17 protein-coding genes are annotated in these 23988 nt (G+C 67.7%); 7 read left to right on the top strand and 10 right to left on the bottom strand.

Annotation, left to right across the window (positions count from 1 at the left end):
• Positions 1–93: 93 nt before the first annotated feature.
• The 3 genes from EO170_RS21450 to coaBC are packed head-to-tail and all read right to left on the bottom strand — an operon-like array spanning position 94 to position 4191.
• Positions 94–2439 carry a phosphomannomutase/phosphoglucomutase gene (locus EO170_RS21450; RefSeq protein WP_164740918.1) on the bottom strand — a complete coding sequence of 782 codons (2346 nt, stop codon included), beginning with the start codon at positions 2437–2439 and terminating at the stop codon, positions 94–96.
• Between the two features lie 13 nt (positions 2440–2452).
• Positions 2453–2920 carry a dUTP diphosphatase gene (gene dut, locus EO170_RS05770; RefSeq protein ID WP_104535010.1) on the bottom strand — a complete coding sequence of 156 codons (468 nt, stop codon included), beginning with the start codon at positions 2918–2920 and terminating at the stop codon, positions 2453–2455.
• The gene (gene coaBC / locus EO170_RS05765) at positions 2917–4191 is read right to left on the bottom strand and encodes a bifunctional phosphopantothenoylcysteine decarboxylase/phosphopantothenate--cysteine ligase CoaBC (RefSeq protein ID WP_126943185.1); all 1275 of its coding nucleotides are present in this window, start codon (positions 4189–4191) and stop codon (positions 2917–2919) included. The genes dut and coaBC overlap by 4 nt, the downstream gene beginning before the upstream one ends.
• Positions 4192–4287: 96 nt before the next feature.
• Here coaBC and radC point away from each other — a divergent pair, with 96 nt between their 5' ends.
• From radC to EO170_RS05740, 5 genes are all read left to right on the top strand, one after another.
• Positions 4288–4965 (top strand): DNA repair protein RadC, encoded by a 678-nt coding sequence (gene radC / locus EO170_RS05760; RefSeq protein WP_104584918.1) that lies wholly within the window; start codon positions 4288–4290, stop codon positions 4963–4965.
• Between the two features lie 86 nt (positions 4966–5051).
• Positions 5052–6740, top strand: a complete 1689-nt coding sequence (argS, locus tag EO170_RS05755; RefSeq protein WP_126943182.1) for an arginine--tRNA ligase — start codon at positions 5052–5054, stop codon at positions 6738–6740.
• Between the two features lie 45 nt (positions 6741–6785).
• Entirely contained in the window at positions 6786–7658 is an 873-nt protein-coding gene (locus tag EO170_RS05750) for an SPOR domain-containing protein (RefSeq protein ID WP_126943179.1), read from the top strand.
• Positions 7659–7663: 5 nt separating this feature from the next.
• Positions 7664–8212: a hypothetical protein gene (locus EO170_RS05745; RefSeq protein ID WP_126943176.1), complete on the top strand. Its 549-nt coding sequence runs from the start codon at positions 7664–7666 to the stop codon at positions 8210–8212.
• Positions 8213–8252: 40 nt separating this feature from the next.
• The gene (locus EO170_RS05740; protein ID WP_104584909.1) at positions 8253–9008 is read left to right on the top strand and encodes an SDR family NAD(P)-dependent oxidoreductase; all 756 of its coding nucleotides are present in this window, start codon (positions 8253–8255) and stop codon (positions 9006–9008) included.
• Positions 9009–9139: 131 nt separating this feature from the next.
• Here the strand turns inward: EO170_RS05740 and EO170_RS05735 are convergent, their stop codons facing one another.
• The 5 genes from EO170_RS05735 to speA all read right to left on the bottom strand — a co-directional run bounded on the left by EO170_RS05735 (position 9140) and on the right by speA (position 18638).
• Complete coding sequence (locus tag EO170_RS05735; protein ID WP_126943173.1) at positions 9140–10267, bottom strand: acyltransferase; 1128 nt, start codon at positions 10265–10267, stop codon at positions 9140–9142.
• A gap of 281 nt (positions 10268–10548) precedes the next feature.
• Positions 10549–11883 carry a glycosyltransferase gene (locus EO170_RS05730; RefSeq protein WP_126943170.1) on the bottom strand — a complete coding sequence of 445 codons (1335 nt, stop codon included), beginning with the start codon at positions 11881–11883 and terminating at the stop codon, positions 10549–10551.
• Entirely contained in the window at positions 11876–15859 is a 3984-nt protein-coding gene (locus EO170_RS05725; RefSeq protein WP_126943167.1) for a non-ribosomal peptide synthetase, read from the bottom strand. Before EO170_RS05725 ends, EO170_RS05730 begins: the two co-directional genes overlap by 8 nt.
• A gap of 250 nt (positions 15860–16109) precedes the next feature.
• Complete coding sequence (locus EO170_RS05720) at positions 16110–16376, bottom strand: hypothetical protein (RefSeq protein WP_126943164.1); 267 nt, start codon at positions 16374–16376, stop codon at positions 16110–16112.
• Positions 16377–16751: 375 nt separating this feature from the next.
• Positions 16752–18638 carry an arginine decarboxylase gene (gene speA / locus EO170_RS05715; protein WP_104649974.1) on the bottom strand — a complete coding sequence of 629 codons (1887 nt, stop codon included), beginning with the start codon at positions 18636–18638 and terminating at the stop codon, positions 16752–16754.
• A gap of 233 nt (positions 18639–18871) precedes the next feature.
• Here speA and speE point away from each other — a divergent pair, with 233 nt between their 5' ends.
• Entirely contained in the window at positions 18872–19729 is an 858-nt protein-coding gene (gene speE / locus EO170_RS05710) for a polyamine aminopropyltransferase (RefSeq protein ID WP_126943161.1), read from the top strand.
• A gap of 167 nt (positions 19730–19896) precedes the next feature.
• On the opposite strand, the gene EO170_RS05705 is transcribed toward speE, so the two are convergent.
• On the bottom strand, positions 19897–20508 hold the full coding sequence (locus EO170_RS05705; protein ID WP_104584958.1) for a PH domain-containing protein: 612 nt from the start codon (positions 20506–20508) through the stop codon (positions 19897–19899).
• A 621-nt stretch (positions 20509–21129) separates the two neighbouring features.
• Between EO170_RS05705 and EO170_RS05695 the strand changes: the two genes are divergently transcribed.
• Positions 21130–21786 carry an RIO1 family regulatory kinase/ATPase gene (locus EO170_RS05695; RefSeq protein WP_164739214.1) on the top strand — a complete coding sequence of 219 codons (657 nt, stop codon included), beginning with the start codon at positions 21130–21132 and terminating at the stop codon, positions 21784–21786.
• A gap of 157 nt (positions 21787–21943) precedes the next feature.
• Here the strand turns inward: EO170_RS05695 and EO170_RS05690 are convergent, their stop codons facing one another.
• Positions 21944–23923, bottom strand: a complete 1980-nt coding sequence (locus EO170_RS05690; RefSeq protein WP_126943155.1) for a beta-N-acetylglucosaminidase domain-containing protein — start codon at positions 23921–23923, stop codon at positions 21944–21946.
• Positions 23924–23988: the final 65 nt, after the last annotated feature.

Genomic DNA, 23988 nt, shown 5'->3' with positions numbered 1-23988 from the left:
GCACGGTGTGATCGGCCACTGTGGCGGGTTGCGGCGCCGCGACCCGCCCTGCCGGCATGCCGGCAAGGCAGGCGCCCCTGACGCACCGGTCGGTCAAAAGTCCAGTGGATGGTCCGGCAGCAGGGCCTGCAACTGGCTGCGGAACAGCCCGCGAATCCGCTCCAATGCGGCTTCGGTGTCGGCCTCGAACCGCAGCACCAGGATCGGCGTGGTGTTGGAGGCACGCACCAGGCCCCAGCCGTCGGCGAAGTCCGCGCGCAGTCCGTCGATCGTCGACAGCCGCGCCGATTCGAACGGCGATTCCTCGCCAGCCTGGGCGCGCTCGACGAAACGCGCGACCAGTGCATGCGCATCACCGTCCACCGGCACCTTGATTTCCGGCGTGGACACGCTTTCGGGCAAGGCCTCCAGCACCTCCGACGGGGTCTGCTCACGCTGGGCCAGGATTTCCAGCAGGCGTGCGGCCGCATAGATGCCGTCGTCGAAGCCGTACCAGCGCTCCTTGAAGAAGAAGTGCCCGCTCATCTCGCCGGCCAGTTCGGCGTCGGTCTCGCGCATCTTGGCCTTGATCAGCGAGTGCCCGGTCTTCCACATCAGCGGGCTGCCGCCATTGCGCAGCACGTGGTCGGACAGCTTTCCGGTGCACTTGACGTCGTAGATCACCAACGCACCGGGATTGCGCTGCAGCACGTCGGCGGCGAACAGCATCAGCAGACGGTCCGGGAACACCATGGTGCCTTGCTTGGTGACCACGCCCAGACGATCGGCGTCGCCATCGAAGGCCACGCCGATATCGGCATCGAAGCGCTGCACCATCTTCACCAGATCGTCGAGGTTGTGCGGCTCGCTCGGGTCGGGGTGATGGTTGGGGAAGGTGCCGTCGATCTCGCAGTACAACGGGATGACCTCGGCACCGATGGCTTCCAGCAGGCGCGGCGCGATCTCACCGGCCACGCCGTTGCCGGCATCCACCACGACCTTGATCGGGCGGTCCAGCTGCACGTCGTCGGCGATGCGCTGGATGTAGGCGTCGCTGATGTCGCGCTGTTCCAGCTCGCCAGGCGTTGCCGCGGTGTGCAGGCGGCCTTCGTTGATGCGCTGGTGCAGGTCGGCGATCGCCGCCCCGGACAGCGTCTCGCCACCGATGACGATCTTGAAGCCGTTGTAGTCGGGCGGATTGTGGCTGCCGGTGACCGCCACGCAGCTGCCGGCGCGCAGTTCATAGGCGCCGAAATACACCACCGGGGTGGGCGCCAGACCGACATCGATCACCTTGCAGCCGGCGCGACGCAGGCCGTCGATCAGGCCATTGGCGAGCTCCGGGCCCGACAGCCGCCCATCGCGGCCGACCACCACCTCGCGCAGGCCCTGCGCCTGCATCACGCTGCCGATGGCCTGGCCGATCAACGCGGCGACGCCCGGATTGAGGTCCTTGCCGACCACACCGCGGATGTCGTAGGCGCGGAACATCTCGGTGGCGACCTGCACAGCCGGCACCAGCGCCGGCGGTGCGGGCGGCGCATCTGCGTCCAGCGCGCGCGCCTCGCTGGCGAGGCTGGCGTCGTGCTGCAGGCTCTGGCTGAAGGTGGGTTCGTCGGCGCTCGGCTCGCTGGCCACGCGGCGACGCGGCAAGGTGACGCGGCCACGGCTGGCCAGCACCAACAGCACGGCGATGGCGAGCAGCAGCACGGCCACGATCGCGCAGCCGACGGTGCCCAGACCCAGCGGGCCCTCATCGCGTTGCGGCACCGCGGCGGCCACGCGCAGGCCGCTGTCACCCAATGGCCTGGCCAGGGTCTCGGCGGCATCGGCCAGCGCCACATCGCCTTGCTGGGCGACGTTGTAGCTGCCCTGGCGCAAGGCCAGATAGGCGCTGCCGGGCACTGCGATCGCATCCAGCGGGCCGGTCAGACGCAACAACGGCAGGCGCGCGTACGCCACCGCCGGCTGCGTGCCCAGTGTGACCGCCGCTGCCACACCCAGACGGACCTGCTTGGCGTCGCGCACCACGTGCACCTGGGCACGTTCGGCCACCAGCGCCGACTCGAGCAGGCTCAGCCGCGCGTAACCGAAGTCCTTGGGATTGTCGTAGGCGGCGGTCAGGTCGCCGGGCAGGACCTGCACGTCCTCGGCGCCCTTGAATCGCTCGCGGATGGTCGAGGCCGCCGCCAGCGCGTCACCGTGGGCCAACGCGGCGATGACCTGCGGCTGCTTGAGCAGGGCGTCGAGCTGGCTGGCCTGCTGCGCCATGGCCTGGCTGACGTCCTGCACGGCGCGGTCGCGCGCCTGTTCCAGGTCCTGCGCAACCGCATCCTTGCGCCATTGCGTGTAGCTGCTCCAGCCGAACCAGGCAGCCAGCAGCAACAACACTCCCCCCAACACCGGACCACGCGTACGCACGCTGGACATCGACTGCCTGCGCTCGCTCGTCTTGCTCATGTGACGTCCCCCGTCAGCGCACGCCGGTGTGGCCGAATCCACCCGCTCCCCGCGCGCTGTCGACGAAAGTATCCACCACTTGCAAGCCCACGCGCACGATCGGCAGGATCACCAGCTGTGCGATGCGGTCACCCGGCTCGATGGTGAAGGCGGCGCGACCGCGATTCCAGGTGCTGATCAGCAACGGCCCCTGGTAATCGGCATCGATCAGCCCGGTGCCGTTGCCGAGTACGATGCCGTGGCGATGGCCCAGGCCCGAGCGCGGCAGGATCACCGCACACAGCTGCGGGTCGGCCAGATGGATCGCGATGCCGCTGGGAATCAGCGCCGCATCGCCGGGCTCCAGCGTCATCGGCGCTTCCAGCGCGGCGCGCAGGTCCATGCCTGCGCTGGCGTCGGTGGCATAGGCCGGCAGCGGCCACAGGTCGCCAAAGCGCGGGTCGAGCAGCTTCACCTGCAAGGACTGGGTCGGGGTGCTCATGCCTGCAATCTCTCCGCGATCAGGGCCAACAGCTGGTCGGCCAGTTCGGTCTTGCTGCTGCTGGGGAAGGCGCGCTCGCCGCCCTGCCAGTAGGCGGTGGCGGCGTTGTTGTCGCTTTCGAAGCCGCCGCCCTCGATCCCCACCTGGTTGGCGATGATCAGGTCCAGCCGCTTGGCGGCCAGCTTGCCACGCGCGTAATGCTCCACGTCGTGCGTCTCGGCGGCAAAACCCACCACCAGCTTCAGCGCGCCCGTCTGCGCGGCGACCTCGGCCAGGATGTCCGGGGTGCGCACCAGTTCCAGGGTCAGCGTCTCGCCGGTCTTCTTGATCTTCTGCGCGACCACCCGCTTGGGGGTGTAGTCGGCCACCGCAGCGGCGCCGATGTAGATGTCGGCCGGGAACGCGCCCAGCACCGCATCGCGCATCTGCGCAGCCGAGCGCACGTCGATCCGCCGCACGCCGGCCGGGGTGGCCTGGTGCACCGGGCCGCTGACCAGCACCACCTCGGCCCCCTGGCCGGCGGCGGCGGCGGCCAGGGCATAGCCCATCTTGCCGCTGCTGCGGTTGCCCACGTAACGCACCGGATCCAGGTCCTCGAAGGTGGGGCCGGCGCTGATCACGATGCGCAGGCCCTCCAGCTGCGCGCTGCCGGGCACGAATGCCGGCGCAGCCGCACTGCTGGAGGCCACCGGCGCGGCGCTGCCGGCGCCGGCACCGCCGGCCAGGGCGGCAATGATCGCCGCCGGCTCGGCCAGCCGGCCGGGGCCGGATTCGCCTTCGGCCAGCGGGCCGTCATCGGGACCGACCACGCGCACGCCGCGTGCGGACAGGGTCGCCACATTCGCCTGCGTGGCCGCGTGCAGCCACATGCGGTGGTTCATCGCCGGGGCCACGGTCAGCGGCGCGGTGGTGGCCAGGCACAGCGTGCTGACCAGATCGTCGGCCAGGCCATGCGCCAGCCGCGCCAGCAGGTCGGCGGTGGCCGGGGCGACGATCACCTGATCGGCCCAGCGCGCCAGTTCGATATGTCCCATCGCCTGCTCGGCAGCGCTGTCCCACAACGTGGTGCGGGTGGGCTGCCCGGACAGCGCCTGGAAGCTGAGCGGGGTGACGAATTGTTGCGCGCCGCTGGTCATGGCGACCTGTACAAGTGCGCCGGCGTCGCGCAGGCGACGGACCAGTTCGAGCGATTTGTAAGCGGCAATGCCTCCGCCGACGCACAGCAGCAAGCGCTGTCCGTCCAGGGGGCGGGCCTGAGTGGAGCCGATCACGTCGGAGTCGTCCTACGGTTACAAGGACAACTAGATTAGCCGATGCCCCCGTCCGGCCTGATAGGCGTGAGCGATGAGCACCGGCAATCTCGCCATATGCACATTCACGACTGGCCCACCCACGAACGCCCGCGCGAGAAACTTCTGGCGCGCGGGGCGACTGCCCTGTCCGATGCCGAGCTGCTGGCGATCTTTGTCGGCTCCGGCCTGCGCGGCCAGGACGCCGTCCAGACCGGGCGCAACCTGCTGCTGCGTCACGGCCCGCTGCGCGTGCTGCTGGACCACACGGCGCCCGCGCTGGCGCGGCTGCCCGGCCTGGGTCCGGCTTCGGCCTGCAAACTCAGCGCGGGGCTGGAACTGGCACACCGCCACCTGCTGAGCGCGCTGGAACGCGGCGATGCGCTCAGCGACCCGCCCAGCGCCGGCCGTTACTTTTCGCAACGGCTGCGTCCGCGCCCCTATGAGGTGTTCGCGGTGCTGTACCTGGACACCCGCCATCACGCCATCGCCTTCGAGGAAGTGTTCACCGGCACCATCGACGGGGCCGACATCCACCCGCGCGAGGTGGTGCGGCGGGCGCTACTGCACAACGCCGCGGCAGTGATCGTCGGGCACAACCACCCGTCCGGCAATCCGGAACCGTCCGAGGCCGACCGCGCGGTCACCCGGCGTCTGCTGGGCGCATTGGAGCTGGTGGATATCCGTCTGCTGGACCACTTCGTGATCGGCGACGGCCGGCCCGTATCGCTGGCCGAGCGCGGCTGGCTGGGATGACAGCGCGACGCTGACCTGAACCATCGGCCCGACCCCGGGGCGCGCGGTCGGGTAAAATCGCTGGTTTCGTTCCAAGCAGATCCCACGTGAAAGCCCAACTCCGCGCACTGATCGGCCAAGGCATCGAAGCCTTGCGCGCCAACGGCACCCTGCCTGCCGACACCCTGCCGCCGGATTTTGTGGTCGAGCGACCCAAGACGCGCGAGCACGGCGACTTCGCCACCAATGCTGCGATGCTGCTGGCCAAGCCGGCGCGCAGCAATCCGCGCGCACTGGCCCAGGCGCTGGTCGCCGCATTGCCGGCCAGCGACGACGTGGCCAAGGTCGAGATCGCCGGGCCGGGCTTCATCAATTTCCATCTCGCCCCCACCGCCTACCAGCGCGAAGTGGCGCACGTGCTCAAGCAGGGCAACGACTACGGGCGTGGGCTGGCCGGCAACGGCCGCTCGGTGGGCGTGGAATACGTCTCGGCCAACCCGACCGGCCCGCTGCATGTCGGCCATGGCCGCGCGGCGGCGATCGGCGACAGCCTGGCGCGCGTGCTCGATGCCAACGGCTGGAACGTCAAGCGCGAGTTCTACTACAACGATGCCGGCGTGCAGATCGAGAACCTGGCCTTGTCGGTGCAGGCGCGCGCGCAGGGGCTCACCCCCGACAGCGACGGCTGGCCGGAGAATGGCTACCGCGGCGACTACATCGCCGATGTGGCCAATGCCTACTTGGCCGGCGACACCGTCGACCTGGAAGGCCATCTGGTCACCGGCGGCAAGGACCCGGCCGACTTCGACGCGATCCGCCGTTTCGCCGTGGCCTACCTGCGCAACGAGCAGAACCACGACCTGGCCGCGTTCCGCGTCGATTTCGATATCTATTTCCTTGAAAGCTCGCTGTACAAGGACGGCAAGGTCGAAGAGGCCGTGCAGAAGCTGATCGCCTCCGGCCATACCTACGAGGAAGGCGGCGCGTTGTGGTTGAAGTCCACCGACTTCGGCGACGACAAGGACCGGGTGATGCGCAAGTCCGACGGCACCTACACCTACTTCGTGCCGGACGTGGCCTACCACCTGACCAAGTGGCAGCGCGGCTACGAGCGCGCGATCACCGAACTGGGCGCGGACCACCACGGCTCGCTGACGCGCGTGCGCGCCGGCCTGCAGGCGCTGGAACTGGGCATCCCGCAGGGCTGGCCGGAGTACGTGCTGCACCAGATGGTCACGGTGATGCGCGGCGGCGAGGAAGTGAAACTGTCCAAGCGTGCCGGCAGCTACGTCACCCTGCGCGACCTGATCGAGGAAACCAGCGCCGATGCGGTGCGCTGGTTCCTGATCGCGCGCAAGCCCGACTCGCAGCTCACCTTCGACATCGACCTGGCCCGCCAGCAGAGCAACGACAACCCGGTGTTCTACGTGCAGTACGCGCATGCGCGCGTGTGCAGCGTGCTGCGGCAGGCGCAGGAAAAAGGCTACAAGTACGAGCAGGCGCATGGACTGGCCGAGCTGGCGCGCCTGGACGACGAGCACTCGCTCAACGTCATGGTCGAGCTGTCGCGCTATGCGGAGGTGGTGGAAATCGCCGGCCAGGCGCTGGAGCCGTACCAGATCGCGCAATACCTGCGTGAATTGGCGCACGCCTTCCACACGTGGTATCACAACACCAAACTGCTGGTGGACGATGCCGCAGAGCGCGACGCCAAACTCACCCTCGCCGTCGCCACGCAACAGGTGCTCGCCAACGGCCTGGAACTGCTTGGCGTCAGCGCCCCAGAAAAGATGTAAGTCGGGCCGCATGGCCCGTAACGACGTGATTCGGAGAAGTGGTAGATGGCAGCACGACGCGGTAAGAGTCAGGCGCGACGCAACACCAGCAATGGCACCCCCGGTTGGGTGTGGTTGGTGGCAGGCGCTGCGATTGCGGCAGTGATCTTTCTGGCCGCGCCCAACCTGTTCAAGAAGGACGGCGACGGCTTCCTGCGCGTGGGCCCGCGGGCGAACCCCGACGCCCAGCCCGAGCCGGTGGCCGATGCCGACGTGGATACGCCGGCCGAGCTCCCCAAGCCCGCGCAACCGCCCAAACCGCAAGCCAAGCCGGGCGATGCGCAAACCCAGTACGACTTCTACACCTTGCTGCCCGGCAAGGAAGTGCAGATGTCCGATGCCGAACTGGCGGCCAGTGCGCGCGCCGAGGAAGCCGCACGTGCGCGTGCGGCGCTGGAAGGCAAGCCGGTTGCACCTGCACCGGGTGCGAGCGTGGCCGCCGCCACGCCGGCCACCAGCGTGCCGGTGCCGTTGAACGAAACGGCGGCCAGCGCGCCGAAGCCGTTGGCGGAGACCGCCCCGGCACGTCCGGCCGCCACGCCGGCGCCGGACAGCACAGCCGCGCTCGCCACGCCGGCAGCGACGGCTGCGCCGAAGCCGGCAGCGACAGCTGCCACCGCGGCAACCCCCGCTGCAGTGGCAGACAACACCCGCTACATCCTGCAGGCCGGCTCGTTCGGCGCCTCCGGCGACGCCGAATCGACCAAGGCCAAGCTGGCGATGATGGGCCTGGCCGCACGCGTGGAATCGGCCGATATCAGCGGCAAAACCGTCTACCGCGTGCGCATGGGGCCATATGGCAGCGCCGGCGAACTGGCCGAAGCCAAGCAGAAGCTGACCGGCAGCGGCTTGCCCGCCATTGCGATCAAGGCGCAGTAGCCGCAGTGCTGCAGCGCGCCGCCGGCCTGTGGTTGTGGTGGGGACTGATCGGCGCGGCGCACGCCACCGAGCAGATTCCAGACCGTATCCGGATCGACGGGCAGGACGCGGCGCTGCTAGCCGAACCCCTGTCGCCGGTGCTGGACGACCAGGCCACCTGGCAACGTTTCGTGCCGCATGCGCGGCAGGCGCTGGGCAGTTGCAGTGCGAACTGGCGCGGTTACCGGGCCGATTGGCGCGTGGAAAACGCGCAGCTGCTGCTGGATCGCGTCGTCATCGGCGCCTGTGCCACCGCTCCGCCGGCATTGCCCCTGGATGTGCTGTTTCCCGGACGAACCGCCCCGGTCGCCGCGGACTGGATCGATGGCGAGCTGGTGATTGCTTTGCCAACCGCTGCGAGCGCCGCCGACACCGCACCCACCGCCGTAGAGGCGCCGTACCTGCTGCTGCAGGTGCAACACGGCCGTGTCCTGGCGCGCGAACCGCTCAGTGAGGCCAGCCTGCGCGCGCGGCGCGCCCAGGCCAGCGCGCCCGGCCCTGCCACTGCCCCCTGATCCCTTGCCTGATCCCCCTCGTTCGCAGGAGTTATCCCCCATGTCCAAGACTGTCCTGATCACCGGTGCCACCTCCGGATTCGGCAGCGCCGCCGTGCGCCGGTTTGCCGCCGACGGCTGGAAGATCATCGCCACCGGCCGCCGCGCCGAGCGCCTGGATGCCCTGGCGGCCGACCTGCCCGCCGGCCAGGTGCATACCGCCGCGTTCGACATGCGCGATGCGCAGGCCTTGTCGGCAGCGATCGATGCAGTGCCGGCTGAGTTTGCCGACATCGATGTGCTGGTCAACAACGCCGGGCTGGCGCTGGGCACCGCGCCCGCGCAGCAGGCCGACCTGACGCAGTGGCAGCAGATGATCGACACCAATGTCACCGCGCTGGTCACCCTCACCCACCGCCTGCTGCCGGCGTTGATCGCACGCCGTGGCGCCATCATCAACATCGCCTCGGTCGCGGCGACCTACCCCTATACCGGCGGCAACGTCTACGGCGGTACCAAGGCGTTCGTGCAGCAGTTTTCGCTGGGCCTGCGCGCGGACCTGCACGGCACTGGCGTGCGCGTGACCTCGATCGAACCGGGCATGGCCGAAACCGAATTCACCCTGGTGCGCACCGGCGGCAACCAGGCCGCCTCGGACACGCTGTACCGCGGCGCCACGCCGATGACTGCCGAGGACATCGCCGAGCAGATCTTCTACGTCGCCAGCCTGCCGGCGCACCTGAACATCAATCGGCTGGAAATCATGCCGGTCACGCAGTCGTTCGCCGGTTTCCAGGTGGCGCGCGACGCGCAGTGACGATGGCCTGCAGCGCCGATGCATCTACCGGGTCGCGATCCGATGCTGTGTCGGCCGGCGCGTGAGCACCGCGCGCCGCATCGAGGCAGCACGACAACGCCGCGCATTGCGCGGCGTTTTGCGCTGCGCGGTCAGCCGCGATCAGCAGCAGCCAGCGGCCGCACGCCTGGCCGCAGCACCCTGTCGCGCAGCTGCAGGAACGGGCGCTCCACCACGTAGTGCAACAGCGCACCGCCCAGCACTGCCACCAGGCCATACACCGCAAACGCCAGCACGCCACGCCCCTCCAGCGCCGGGCCGAACCAGCCCTGGGTGAGATGGAACACGGCCTTGTGGGTCAGATACAGGCTGTAGGAAATGGCCGCCAGCCACGCCGCACCCGGCACGTGCACGCCGCCAAGCACACCGCGGGTGGCGGTGCCGGCGAGCACCAGCAAGGCCAGTCCCAGTGACAGCACCGGCCAACCCAGCGCATTGCCCACCAGGCCGGTGCGCTCGCGAAACAGCCACATCGCCAGCGCCAGGATCGCCACGCCTGCAAGCAAAAATGCATTGCCGTGTCGCTGCAGCCGTTGCCACAGCGCGGGGCGAACGACCTTGAGCACCGCCAGCACGACACCGGCCAGCAGACCGTCCAGACGGTTCCAGGTCGGGTAATAGAGGTCTTCGATGAACCAGTTGCGCTGCAGGCCGGCGCCGGCGCTGTCCAGGGCGGTGTTGTGCCACCAGATGCCGGCACGCAACGCGATGCCTGCCACCACCACCAGCACGCAGAGCACGACGAACCGCGCGGCCGAGGGCCGCCGCATCAACAACGTCGCCAGCAACGGAAACACCAGATAGAAATGTTCTTCCACGCAGAGCGACCAGGCGTGCGAGAACGCGGCATCACGGCCATAGTCGACCAACAGGTTCAGGGTGAAGCTGACGAACATCCACCACGGCGCCAACCCGGGCACCTCGCGGAACTGCGGCCACGCCAAGTAGATCGCCAGCACCACCAAGAACGCCGGCAGGATGCGGAACGCGCGGCGCAGATAGAAATCCCTGAAGTCCAGGCGTTGCCCGCGTGCCAGCGGCCTCAGCACCTGCGTGCCGATCAGGAAGCCGCTCAGCACGAAGAACAGGTCCACGCCCATCCAGCCGTAGCGCGACAACCACGCCCAATCCGGCCCCAGACCGCCGACCACGAAGGAATGGAACAGCATCACCCAGACGATAGCGATGCCACGCAGCAGATCGAGAGCGGGATAGCGCATGCGGGCGATGCAGGGCCGAGGGAGCCCGATTGTGCCGCATCCCGCCGCTGCGGCGATGCCGGCACCGGCGTTGGCCGCGCTCGCCAGCTCGTGCCGGCAACGCAGACGCGTTCTCGCCGTCTGTCAGCAGTGCAGGCCTGCTGCCGTCGACCAGCTAGCGGCGACAGCAACACGCCCAGCACCCCGACGGTGCCGCACCCGGAGACCTTCGGTACAGCCACCAGCCGCATTGCAGCCGCCAAACCGCTGTCGATGCTGTGGCTTCCCCACGGCGTCATCCATCACGCGACAGCCTGCTGCTCGACGCGCGCTCCCTGCGCCAGCGTCACCGCCGGTTCCAGCAATCCCCATGCTTCCAGTTGGTCCACTGCCCGGCCGATTCCGTCCTCCTCGCGGATGCGCTGGCCCAGCGCGCGTGCCGCCGCGCGCATGCCCGGCGCGCTGGCCTGGCCGATGGCATCGGCCAGGGTCTCCGGCTGCAATCCGGCCCGTGCAAGCGCCGGCGGCGCGACGCCGCGCTGGGCCAGGCAATGCGCCCAGAACGGCTGGTCGTAGCCGAACGGCAGCACCACCGACGGAATCCCCGCAGCCAGCGCCGCACCGGTGGTGCCGGCACCGCCGTGATGCACCGCCACCGACACCCGTGGAAACAGCCAATCGTGCGGTGCCTGTTCCAGCTGGAAGAAGCGCCCGGCATCGTCGGACGCTTCTTCCCCGGCCGCCAGCCCGCCCCAGCCGCTGGCCAGCAGCGCGCGCTGACCGGTCAGACGCACCGCCGCCTTGACGGTGGCGGTGAGCTGCGCCGCATCACTGCTGATCATGCTGCCGAAACCGATGTACAGCGGCGGCGGGCCCGCCTGCAAAAATGCCTCCAGCGCGGCCGGCGGCTGCCACTGCGGCTGCGGCAACTGCCAGAAGCCGCTGACCTGGGCCCGATCCGGCCAGTCCGGCGGACGTGGGCACAGATGCTCGCTGTAGCCATACACCACACGCTGCGCACTGCGATCGGGACCGCTCCACGGATACGCCGGCAACCCCAATGCCGGGCGCACGATGCCGTTGAGCGCCGGGCGCATCAGCTGCCAGCCGGCAAAGCGCACCGCATGATGCAGCGCCACACTCACCAGCCCGGGCAGACGCACGGTGGGCATCACCATCAACGGCACGTGGCGCGAGGCGGTCAGCGGCTGCAATTGCGTGAGCACCACCGGCAGCCCGTAGGCCTGGCCCAGGCTGTGCGCCAGCAGGCTCGCGCTGCCGACGCCGAGAATCAGGCCGGCATCGGCACAGGCCGCGCGGCCCTGCGCGGCCCAGTCGCGTGCCCACTCCAGCAGCTGGGCGCGCAAGGTGCCCCAGATGCCGCGCCAGCCACCGCGCATCTCGGCGACATCCGGATGGCCCTGCAACAGCTTCTGGTGGTCGCCGCTGAGCGGGAAGAACTCCAGCCCGTTGGCACGGATCAGCGATTCAAAGTTGGCGCTGGTCAGCACCCGCACCGGGTAACCGCGCTCCTGCAAGCCACGCCCCAGCGCAATGATCGGGCGCACATCGCCATGCGTGCCCAGGGTGGCGATCAGCACCGGGCGGCGTCCCGCGTTGAAGGAAGACTCAGGCATATTCGGCCACCCCGTCGCTGGCGGTGGCGATGCGGCCATCGCGTTGTACGGCTTTCGCAGTGGCCGCGTGCAGCAATGCACTGAGCGTGGCCGAATGCGTGGGCGACAGCATCGAATGGTGGTCGCTGTCGAGCGCATGCAGGTGCAGGTTGCGCACGTACGGACGCCATGCCTGCGGCCGGTAATCCACCCACACCGTATCGTCGCCGCCGGAGCTCATGCGCACGCTGGCTTCGACGAACACCACATCCTGGTCCAGCGGCTTGGGGCGATGGCGCCGCGCCAGCTGCAGGTGGTGCTGGGTCATGCCGCCCATGTCGTCCAGCAATGTGGGACGTTGTTCGAGCAGCTGGCGCACCGCGGGCAGATCGTTCAACCCGTAGTGATCGCACAGCAGGCTGGCCAGTTCGGCCACCGTGGTCGGCATCGGCTGGCCATGGGCCAGATGCAGGCCCAGCGCATGCACCGATGCACGCACGTTTTCCGATTCCGGCAGCGACGCGGCCTGCTCCAGGTGCGGGTAGCTGTCGAGCATCGCCAGCAGTTCGACTTCTTCGCCCAGCGCATGCAGTTCGGCGGTGATGGCATGGGCGATCAAGCCGCCCAGCGACCAGCCAATCAACCGGTACGGCCCCTGCGGCTGCACCGTGCGCAGCCGCGCCAGATAGTCGCGTGCAATCGCCTCGATGCTTTCCGGGCGATGCTGCGGGTCGCTCAAGCCCGGCGACTGCAGGGCATATACCGGCCACTGCGGATCGAGCTGGCCGAGCAAGGTGAGATACGACCAGCCCAGGCCGACCACCGGATGGATGCAGAACAGCGGCGTCGTGCCCGGGGTGCCGGCACGCAGCGGCAACAGCACGCCGAGCGGGTCGTTCGGGGTCTGCACGTTGCGCTTGATCACCTCGGCCAGGCCGGCGATGGTCGGTGCATGGAACAGGCTGCCCAACGGCAGTTCGACACCGAACGCCTGCGGGAAGCGTGCGGCCATTTCCGCCGCGCGCAGCGAGTCGCCGCCGAGCTCGAAGAAGTTGTCTTCCACACCCACCGCCTCGATCCCCAGCACGTCCTGCAGCATCGCCGCCAGCTGGCGTTCGAGCGCGTCGCGCGGCGCCACATGCGCGCGCTGCGGCAGCGCACCCGGCGACGGCAAGGCGCGGCGATCCAGCTTGCCATTGGGTGTCAGCGGCAATGCCTGCAACGGCACCCACAAGGTGGGAATCATCGACGCCGGCAGGCGCTGCTGCAGATGCGCACGCAATAGCTCGGGCGATGGCGTTGCGCCCTGCTTGCCCACCACATACGCCAGCAACTGCAGCGCATCGTGGTCGCCATCGCGATGACCGACCACCACCGCCTGCGCCACCTGCGAATGCAGCAGCAAGGCGTTTTCGATTTCGGCCGGCTCCACGCGATGGCCGCGGATCTTCAGTTGCGCGTCGGCGCGGCCGATGAATTCCAGCATGCCGTCGCGGCGCTGACGCACGCGGTCGCCGGTGCGGTACATGTTGCTGCCGTCGTTGGCGAACGGGTCACGCACGAACCGCTCGCTGGTCAGCTGGCGCTTGCCGCGATAGCCCTTGGCCACGCCCGCGCCGCCGATGTACAACTCGCCGATCGCGCCGGTCGGCAGCGGTTGCCGCTGTGCATCGAGCACATAGACACGCGTATTGAGCAGCGGCCGGCCGATCGGCGGAGCGGCGGCGTCGGTCAGCTGCAACGGCATGATGGTCGACCAGATCGTGGTTTCGGTCGGCCCGTACAACTGGGTCAGGCGCCCGACCCGGCTCAGCAGCTGGGTCGCCAGTTCCGGCACCAGGGCTTCACCACCGACCAGGGCGTGGATACGGTCCAGCGCCAGATCCTGGTTGGCCAGCAGGATGCGCCACAGCGATGGGGTCGCCTGCACCACGCTGATCTGCGCGTGCGCGATCAGCCGCGACAGGCTGCGCGGATCATGGGTGATGCCGGCCGGTGCGATGACCACGCGCGCGCCCACCAGCAACGGCAGATACAGCTCCAGCCCGGCGATATCGAAGGTGATGGTGGTGACTGCCAGCACGCGGTCGCGTGGGCGCAATGCCAGCTCATGCTCCATCGCATGCAGGAAATTGAACAGATTGCGATGGCTGATTTCCACGCCCTTGGGCGCGCCGGTCGAGCCGGAGGTGTACAGCAGGTAGGCAGTCCCGTCCGGCGTGGCCAGCGGCGCGATCGCCGCCGGCAACACCGCCGGGCGCGGATCCAGCCAGACCATGCCACCGAGCAGATAGCGCTCGCACAACGCCGGCTCGCAGACCAGCGCGATGGCGCCGGAATCGTTGAGCATCTGCCGGTTGCGCGCGGCCGGGCTTTCCGGGTCCAGCGGCAGATACGCCGCCCCGCTCCACATCACCGCCAGCAGGGCCACCAGCAAGTGCTCGCTGCGCGGCAACGCGATGGCGACCACATCGCCGGGGCGGACGCCATCGGCCACCCATTGCGCGGCGATGCGCGAGGCCAGTTCGCACAGCGTGGCGTAATCCAGGGTGCGGTTGTCGTATTGCACCACCACCGCTGCCGGCATCCGCTCGGCGCGCTGCAGCATGCCGTGCAGCAACGTGGCCGGTTCCGGCAACGCCGCGGCGGTGGCGTTCCAGGTGTGCAACAGGCGGTGGCGTTCCGCATCGCCCAGCACATCGATCTGGCCCAGCGCGCACTCCGGGTCGGCCAATACCGCATCGGCCAGATGGGTCAGGCGGCGGCAATGGTCGGCCAGTTCGTCGCTGTCGTACAACGCCGGATTGGCATCCAGATCGAAGCGCAACGCGGCACCGTCGCCGCGCTCGTAGCAGAAGATGGTCAGATCATCGGCCGGGCCGTTGGAGAGGTTATGCGGCATCGCATGGGCCTGGCCAAAGCGCAGTGCGTAGTCGAAGGCTTCGATGTTCACCGCCAGGCGTGCGAACTTCTGGTCGATCCCGAACATGCCCAGATCGCGGCGCACATCCTCGAAGCGGTATTGCTGGTGGCGCAGCGCATGCCTGACCACCGAGGACACCTGCGCGAACAGGGCATGCACCGGCTGCTGCGGATCCATTTTCAGGCGCAGCGAAATCACATTGGCCACCAGGCCTGCGGTCTGCCGGTAACGCGCATTGATGCGGCCGGTCACCGGCATGGCCAGCACCAGATCCTCGGTGCCGGTGCAGCGGTAGTAATACGCGGCGATCAGCGAAATCAGCATCTGCGGCAGGCTGGCGCCATGGTCCTTGCCCAGCGCACGCAGCCGCGCCACCTGCTGCGGCGAGAACTGCCCGGTGCCACGCAACAGCCCGGTCGACAGCTGGCTGCCCGGACGTGCCAGGGTTGCCGGCGGCGGCAGATCGGCCAGCTGCTGCATCCAGTAGCTGCGGTCGCGCTGAAAGCGATCGGAGTCGCGATACTGCTGCTCGAGTTCGATCAGCGACAGCGCGCTGCCGTATTGCGCAGGCGCCAGCTCGATGCCTTCTGCGTAGGCGTTGTACAGCACCGCCATGCGCTGCATCATGATCGAGGCGCAATAGCCATCCATCACCAGATGACTGACGCATTGCACCCACATGTGGTGATCCTCGCCCAGGCGGAATACCGCGCAATGCCATAACGGCCCGTTCTGCAGGTCTTCCGGCTTGCGGATTTCTTCATCGACCCAGTGCTCGGCCGCAGTGCGCGGGGACGGATCTTCGCTGACGTCGAAGTACGGAATCGCGGCGGTGTAGTCGGGCAGGACCACCTGGTGCGGCACGCCATCGTGCTCGACGATGCAGAGCCGCAGCGTGTCGAATTCGCGCGTCAGCTGCATGCTGGCGCGGATCAGCAGCTGCGGATCGAGCGGACCAACCATTTCCAGGGCTTCGGACAACATCAAGGTGTTGTCGGTGTGCAACTTGTTGGCGACCCACAGGCCGCGTTGCGCTTTGGTCAGGGGAAACACGGGAGAGGCGTCAGCGTGCATGGCGTGCATCCTTCTTGTATGGCGCGCAGTCGCCCGGTGCGCCATGCCCGCAACGCGGTCACTGGGACGCCGGATCAGCACATGGCCTTGAAAACGTGAGGTAAGAGACACCGACGACCGCCGGCGCAGGCCGGCGATACACGATGGAAACGCACAATGGGAACGCACCACGAAGCGACGTGCAGCGTCGAGACAACGACGTGCACCGGCTTTCTTTAAAGCACTTGTTTCCCGACAAGTTAAACAAACACTAACAATTAGCCAACGCGATAAACCGTGCAAAAATCACGAAATCCGCGTCGCCTGCAAAAATCATGTGCTGAAATGTGATTTCAATTAGTGTTCCAGATGCGTACGTCCACAGATGGCGTTTCCCACACGCCGCGCGCTGCGGACCAGACTGCCATGCATCACCCGGCAACGTGGCCAAGGCGTTCTTTGCCGGGAATTTTGCCCTGTTTCGCAACATGCCCGGAACCGCGCGCACCAAGACCACTGCATGCAACGGCATTGACATCAGTGCACTGCGGGCACAACCACTGCGCAGGGCACCGCACTTTTTTGAATGCCGATTGCAACCGCAGCGTCACGCGAGGGTTATCTGACTGTCATTGCCACGCCGCGTCGGCCACGCATGCACAGCCGTGGGATGCGTGGCCAGCTCCTGGCTAGAGCAGAGGGCGTGGGGTCTCGCAGGCAGTCAATGGGCGGTACGTCGCCGGCATCGCCAAGGCGCGCAGAAACCACGGCGTCCGGCGATAGCGCCGGTTCAACACCTGAGGCACGTCACATGCCGGCCGCATCGCTGTGCTGCGGCCCACCTCTCCCATGCGTTGCGCGCGGAGTGACAACAAAACGGCGCGCCACGGCATCGGCCGCAGCGCGCAGTGCATCAGCCCAACGGTTCGTCGGACAGATAGGTGTAACCGGTCAACCCTGCTTCCAGTGCATCGCTCAGTTCCTGCGCGCGCTCGGGCGATAGCTGCGCGGCGGCGATGCGCTCGGCATAGGTCGCACGCAGCGTGTCCAGCTGATACCCCACGTAGTCCAGCATCACATCGGTGGTATCGCCACGGCGCTGCTGCGCGATGCGATAGCCGTCGCCATCCACGGCCACTTCCACCGCATCGGTATCGCCGAACAGGTTATGGATGTCGCCCAGGATTTCCTGGTAGGCGCCAACCAGGAAAAAGCCGATGCGATAGCTCTCGCCTGCATTCAACGTGTGCAGCGGCATCGAGCTGTCCAGGCTTTCGTTCTCGACGTAGGTTTTGACCATGCCGTCGGAATCGCAGGTCATGTCGGCAATGATGCCGCGCCGCTGCGGCGCTTCGTTCAGGCGCTCGATCGGCACGATCGGAAACACCTGATCGATCGCCCACACATCCGGGATCGACTCGAACACGCTGAAGTTGACGAAGTACTTGTCCACCAGCCGCTCGTTGAGTTCGTCCAGCACCGGGCGATGGCTCTTTTCGTCGAAGCTCAGGCGTGCACGCACGCCGTGCGCGATCGCATAGAACAGGTCGTCGATACGCGCGCGGTGGGTCAGGTCGATCTGGCCCAGTGCATACGCACTCAAGCCTTCGGCATGGAAATGCTGCGCCTCCTGAAACAGTTCCACCGCCGGGCGCACATCGAGCTCGTCATGGATCTCGCGCAGGTGGCGGATCGCCGCCGGTTCGTCATCGTGCGCGTCGGGCACGCGGCCTTCCGGTGCCTGCTCCACTTCGGACACGTTGGCGATCAGCACCGCGTGGTGAGCGGTCATGGCGCGGCCGCATTCGGTGACGATGCGCGGCGGGGCCAGGCCGTGCTCTTCGCAGGCGCTGGCCAACGGCTGCACGATGTTGCTGGCGTAGGAGTGCAGGCCGTAGTTGATCGAGCAATAGCTGCGCGAGCGCGTGCCTTCGTAGTCGATACCCAGGCCGCCGCCGACGTCCACGTGGCTGATCCTGGCGCCCAGCCGCGACAACTCCACGAAATAGCGCGTGGCCTCGCGCATGCCGTTGGCGATGTCGCGCACGTTGGAGATCTGCGAGCCCATGTGGAAATGCAGCAGGTTCAGGCTGTCGGCGTACTCGGTGTCGCGCAGCGTCTTCCACAGGTCCAGCACCTGACGCGGCGACAGCCCGAACTTGGCCTTGTCGCCGCCGCTGTTCTGCCACTTGCCCGCGCCCAGCGAGGCCAGGCGCATGCGCACGCCCAGGCCCGGCTTGACGTCCAGCGCGCGCGCCTCTTCCAGCACCAGCTTCAGCTCGGAGGGCTTTTCGATGACGATGAAGGTCTGCAGGCCGAGCTTGCGGCCGATCAGCGCCAGGCGGATGTATTCGCGGTCCTTGTAGCCGTTGCAGACGATCAGCCCGCCCGGACGCGACAGCGCCAGCACCGCCATCAGCTCCGGCTTGCTGCCCGCTTCCAGGCCGAAGCCGTCACCGTGGTGGCTGGCCAGGGTGCCGGCCACGCCGCGATGCTGGTTGACCTTGATCGGGTACACCGCGGTGTAGCCGCCGGCGTAGTCCCATTCGGACTGCGCCTGCGCGAACGCCGCCTGCAGCTTGCCCAGGCGCTGGCCCAGGATGTCGGGGAAACGCACCAGCAGCGGCAGCTTGGCGCCGGCCGCGCGCGCGGCGTCCACCACCTCGGGCAACGACACCGACGGACCGTCGCTGGTCGGCGTGACCACTACATGTCCGGCATCGTTCACGTCGAAATACCCGTCGGCCCAATGCGGGATCGAATAGGTCTTGCGGGCTTGGTCGAGGGACCAATCGCTCATTTCGCTGACTCGGCTGGGGCAAAAAGGGCGTGAAGTGTAACGCCTGGCACGCGCAGGGTCCGTTACAATCCGCGCCGACTTCACGCCCTGCTCCTGGTCGGAGCGGGGTTGGCAGGGGGTCGGGACGGCCGCCAGCAGCTTGCTTGCACGCGGCGGCGCCCGCCCCTCATCCGGCGCTTCGCGCCACCTTCTCCCGGCGGGAGAAGCAACAGCCCCCATCTTTAGGACTTTGCATGAGCGCCAACGACAACTGGTACATCGAACACTTCCAGCCGACCGGCTCGGCCATCGGCTTCCGCATCAGCGGCAAGCTGGACGAGGTGCAGTCCCCGTTCCAGAAGATCGAGATCTACCAGACCACCGACTGGGGCAAGCTGATGCTGATCGACGGCGCGGTGATGCTGACCAGCCGCGACAATTTCTTCTACCACGAGATGATCAGCCACCCGGCGCTGTTCACCCACGCCGCGCCCAAGCGCGTGGTGATCATCGGCGGCGGCGACTGCGGCACACTGCGCGAGGTGCTCAAGCACCCGGGCGTGGAAAGCGCCACCCAGTGCGATATCGACGAGCAGGTCACCCGCATGTCGGAGAAGTATTTCCCCGAGCTGTGCGACTCCAACCACGACGCGCGCGCCGAGCTGTTGTTCGACGACGGCGTGGCCTACATGGCCAACTGCCCGGCCGGCAGCGTGGACATCGTGATCGTCGACTCCACCGATCCGGTCGGCCCGGCCGAAGGCCTGTTCAACAAGGCCTTCTACGAGAGCTGCTTCAAGGCACTGAAGGACGACGGCATCCTGGTGCAGCAGTCCGAATCGCCGCTGGCGCTGGTGGAGCTGATCAAGGAAATGCGCACCGAAATGGGCAAGGCCGGCTTCCAGTCGTTCAAGACGCTGCCGTTCCCGCAGCCGTGCTACCCCACCGGCTGGTGGAGCGTGACCATGGCCAGCAAGCAGGCCAACGCCGATTTCGCCTTCCGCCAGGACGCCGCGCAGGCCAAGGGCTTCGAGACGCTGTACTACACCGCGCACCTGCACACCGGCGTGCTGGTCGCACCGCCGTTCGTGGCCAAGGCGCTGGGCGAGTAAGCGTAACTGTCAGCCCGTCGCGCTGCCGGCAGGTACGCGCGGCGCAGCAGGAGCCACGGTAGGCGTGGTTCCTGCCGGTTCCGGGCAACGGCCGCGCCCGCCTGGCGATCGACGCAGGCGTTTTATGGGTCCTGGCCGTGGCCGCGGCCAGGTACCGTGCCGAGCGCCTACAACCGCGCCAGCACCTCGGTTTTCTTGGCGTCGAACTCCTCCTGGGTAACCAGCCCCGCATCCAGCAATTGCCTGAGCTTGCTCAGCACCTGTATCGGATCGTCCGCGGCGGCTGCCGTGCTCGGCGATGCAGACGGCATGCCGCCCTGCGCGCCGGGTGCATGCACCACCACGCCACCGGCCGAGGCGCGCAACTTGTCGAACTCCAGCTGCTGGCGCTTTTCGTAGGCCGATTCTTCCACCTGCTGCGCATAGGCGTAGACCCGCCGGGCCTGTTTCTTGGGCAGGCTGTCGATGGACAGGTAGCCGCCCTGCGTGGTGCGGCACATGATCGTCGCTCCCAGCATCTGCTCGCTCATGTGCACGTCGAGCACCTCGCGCCAGGGGACATCGCGAAACGTCATCCCGAACAGCGTGGGGTGCACCACGATGAATCTGCGAGTGGTCAGCACCACCGCGGCCGGCGACAGGTTCACCACCATTTTCTTCTGCACCGCGATGTACTCGACCTGCTCGTCCCGCGTCAGCAACTCGTTTACCTTGGGCAGGATCTTGCCCACGGCCACCGGGTCCTGCTCGTCGGCCAGGAATTGCGTAAAGACCTCCATACCTTCCTCGTCGTGATCGCCTGCGCCGCAGCGTTGTCCTGTATGACACCACATCCGTGCCTTCGTGGTGCCGATCAGAAACCCGGCCAGCAATGCACAGTGCCGGATCGCTGAGTGCTTCAGGCAGCCCCAACGGGGCAACAAGACGGATGTCGCCATCGCCTTGATGTGGGCACCACGCTGGTTTTATCGCCGGCGCGAAAACGGACTGCGGCGCCGAAGCTCAGCACTTCGGCACGATTGATCGTGATGTCGTCGGCATGCAGGTCGTTCGTGTGGGGCGCGCTCACACTGACATGCTGGCCGATAGCCACACCGCAGCCTGTACCCAGAGCGGCCACCGACGTCGAAGCCCGCCACGCCGATGGCCACGGCACGCCCTGCGTGCCAAGTCGCCGGCTGCATGCAGTGCGCCGCCCGGATACAGCGACAGGATGAGTCTTAGATGACGCGGCAAGCTGTTGATTCTTAAAACCGTTCCACTCCCGGAACATTTCATTTGTTAAACAAATGTAATTACCATACTTCCAAGTTCTAAAATTCACCGGACCGATCCCTCGCGACATCGTGAACCTGCCAGACGCGTGATTCCTCCGCGCCGACAAGGTCCGGAGACTTGCCATGCATTACCAGCCGCTGGACACCTCCAGCCTGCAAATCGTCACGCCGGTGTTGCTCAAGCAGGGCACCCGGCTGCTCGAGCCCAACGTCTATCGCACGCATCTGGATGGACAGCTGGCGGTGGTCAAGGACTACAGCCGCTACCGCCGCACACTGCTGGCGCCGGTCGCGCGGCTGATGGTGCGCCACGAGGCGAAGATGCTGGCCCGCCTGCACGGTTGGCGGCATGCGCCGGCCCTGCTCGGCACGTTGGGTGGTCTGGCGCTGGGCATGGAGTTCATCCCCGGCGACACCCTCAGTGCCAGTGCGGTGGTCGGCCAGGAAGTCTTTCAACAATTGCAGCAGGCACTGCGTCGCCTGCATGCGTTCGGCATCACCCATAACGATCTGCACGGCACCAACGTGGTGGTCAGTGCCGGGGTGCCGGTGTTGATCGATTTCACCTCGGCCTGGCGCTTCCCGCGCTGGTTGCGGCGCGGCACGCTGGCACGCCAGCTGCAGCGCAGCGACGTGGCCAATTTCCAGAAGATGCGCCAGCGCCTGGCCGGGATCGCACCGACCGCCGACGAGGCCGCACGCAGCGCCGAACCGCGCTGGGTGGGCACCCTTCGCGGCGGCTGGAAGCGGCTCTATCGCCGCCTCAAGCGCGGCGCGTAAACAGTTCGGAGCCGCCTGACGAGCATCCGTCAGAGAGGTGCGGACCGCGCGGGGAACCGGCGTGTAGGAGTGGTCCACGCCGCACCTGGCAGCGGCTGCACCGCCTGCCGGTGAGCACAGTCGCTGCGTCAGCGGCTCTCAGCCGCCAACAGCACCATCAGTGCTCCACCGCCGCCGACCCGGCGGGTGCCTTGTAGGCGATCAGGCGCGGCGCGTCGGCGACGAAGCGGTCCAGCACGCCATCGGCAATCTTGACCGGGCCCCCGAAGCGCGTGGCGCCGGGAATCGAGACGATTGCTGCGGCTTCGGCGGCGATCCGCTTGGCATCGGCAAACGCAACGGACGCCTGCGCGTCACCACGATTGGCGGCATCCAGCCCGGCCGCGGTCTGCTGCAGCGCGCGGCCCCAGCCGTCCATCGCCTCCAGCCAGGGACGCGACTGTTCCGCAAAGCCCTTGTCGGCCACGCCCGTACGGATGATCTGCGGCGCAGCCGCGAACGCATCCGCCGTGCGCGCCAGTTCGGCGATGGCCTGGCGGCGCGCTGCCGCATCGCCGAGCGCAATCGTCTCGCGTACATGGTCGAGCACGGCCTTCAGGCGCGGCGCCTGTTCCTGCCACGGCTGGCTGCCGAAGGTCGGCGCCAGATGCTGGGTATCGAAGAAGGTCAGCAGCGCGGCGGTCACCTGCGCGTCGCCACCGGCCAGGTCGCGCGCGGCCGCGTGCCAGGTGCGCTGGGCATCGTAGCCGGTGTCGTTCCATGCGAACGCGGTCAGCCCCATCACCGCGACCCGGCTGGGCACTTCCTGATTCATCGGGTTGGAGACGATGCCGGACAACTCCGCCGACAGGCCGGCTTCGCGCCGCGCATACGGCGCCATCAGCAGGCGCCCGGCCGAGGTTTCGAAATCGTTGACCGGGTAGTTGTCCCACAGCAGCGTCTTGCGGCCGAACGCCTTGGTGGCCGCGCGTGCATCGGGGATGGAAATGGCCGGCGGCACCACGTCGGTGCCGGTCCACTGCACCACGATCTTCGGGTCCAGGTGCTTGCGCAGCGCTTCCTTGTACGGGCTTTCCTTGGCGTCGTAATACTCGGTCGGCACCATGATCAGTTCCGAAGACGCATCGTGGCGGGCCACCAGGTCGGCCTGCACCAGATTGAGCAGATACGACTGCGCGATGCCGGCCGCCTGCGCGCCGGACGCGCCGAAGGTGGTCTTGTCGCGCTCGCAGTTCCACTTGGTGTATTCGATATCGTCCAGCGCCACGTAGAAGCTACGCACGCCCAGCGCGCGGAAGGCATCGAACTTGCGCAGCAGTGCCTTGGCATCGGCCGGATCGGAGAAGCACACCGTCGGCCCCGGCGAGATCGCATAGACGAAGTCGACGTGATTGCGCTTGGCGGTGGCCGCCAGCTTGCCGAGCGCCTTCAGCGTCGCGGCCGGATACGCCTCGCGCCAGCGGTCGCGCGCATACGGGTCGTCCTTGGGGCTGTAGATGAAGGTATTGGCCTTGCTGCGGGCGAGAAATTCGATGTGCTTGCTGCGGTCGGCCATCGACCATGGCGCGCCGTAGAAGCCTTCGATGGTGCCGCGGATCGGCATCGCCGGATGATCCTGGATTGCCAGGGCCGCAATGGCCGGGCGCTCGACCAGCTGGCGCAGCGTCTGCGCCGCATGGAACAGGCCATCGTTATCGTGGCCGGCCAGCGTGATCAGGCTGCCGGTGCCGAGCGCCACGCTGGCCAGCGTATAGCCCTCCGTGTGGGTGTCCTGCACCGCCTTGCTGCGGGTCAGGGCATCGCGCACCACTGCCGCCTCACCGGTGCCGAGCACGATATGCGGGCGGTCGAGCGTGGCCGGCAGACCCGCCGCGGTGGCGATCTTGGTGACGCCGGCCGTGCCGAGGATGCGGCGCACCAACGCGACCGCCTCCGGATCTGCGCCCGGTGCCACCACCAGCACCACCGACCGACCCAGCGTGACCGTGCCGCCGTCCAGCGTGATCGCGACCGGCGTGGGGAAGATCGCCGGCTGGGTGACCGGCTGCGCCAGTGCGGGGACTGCCGCCGCTGCCAGGCCTGCTGCCAGCCACAGCGAGAGCGGGCGCAAGCCCGACGTTCCAGCGCGTCGCTTCATCCCCGAACTCCGGTATTGAAATGGTATTAGGCCCTAGAGTAGGCAAGTCCTCGCGTGGCGACAAG

The sequence above is a fragment of the Xanthomonas sp. BRIP62409 genome (assembly GCF_003992965.1).
In the GTDB taxonomy this organism is placed as follows: Bacteria; Pseudomonadota; Gammaproteobacteria; order Xanthomonadales; family Xanthomonadaceae; genus Xanthomonas; species Xanthomonas euroxanthea.
This window is presented reverse-complemented; position numbering and strand designations above follow the sequence as displayed.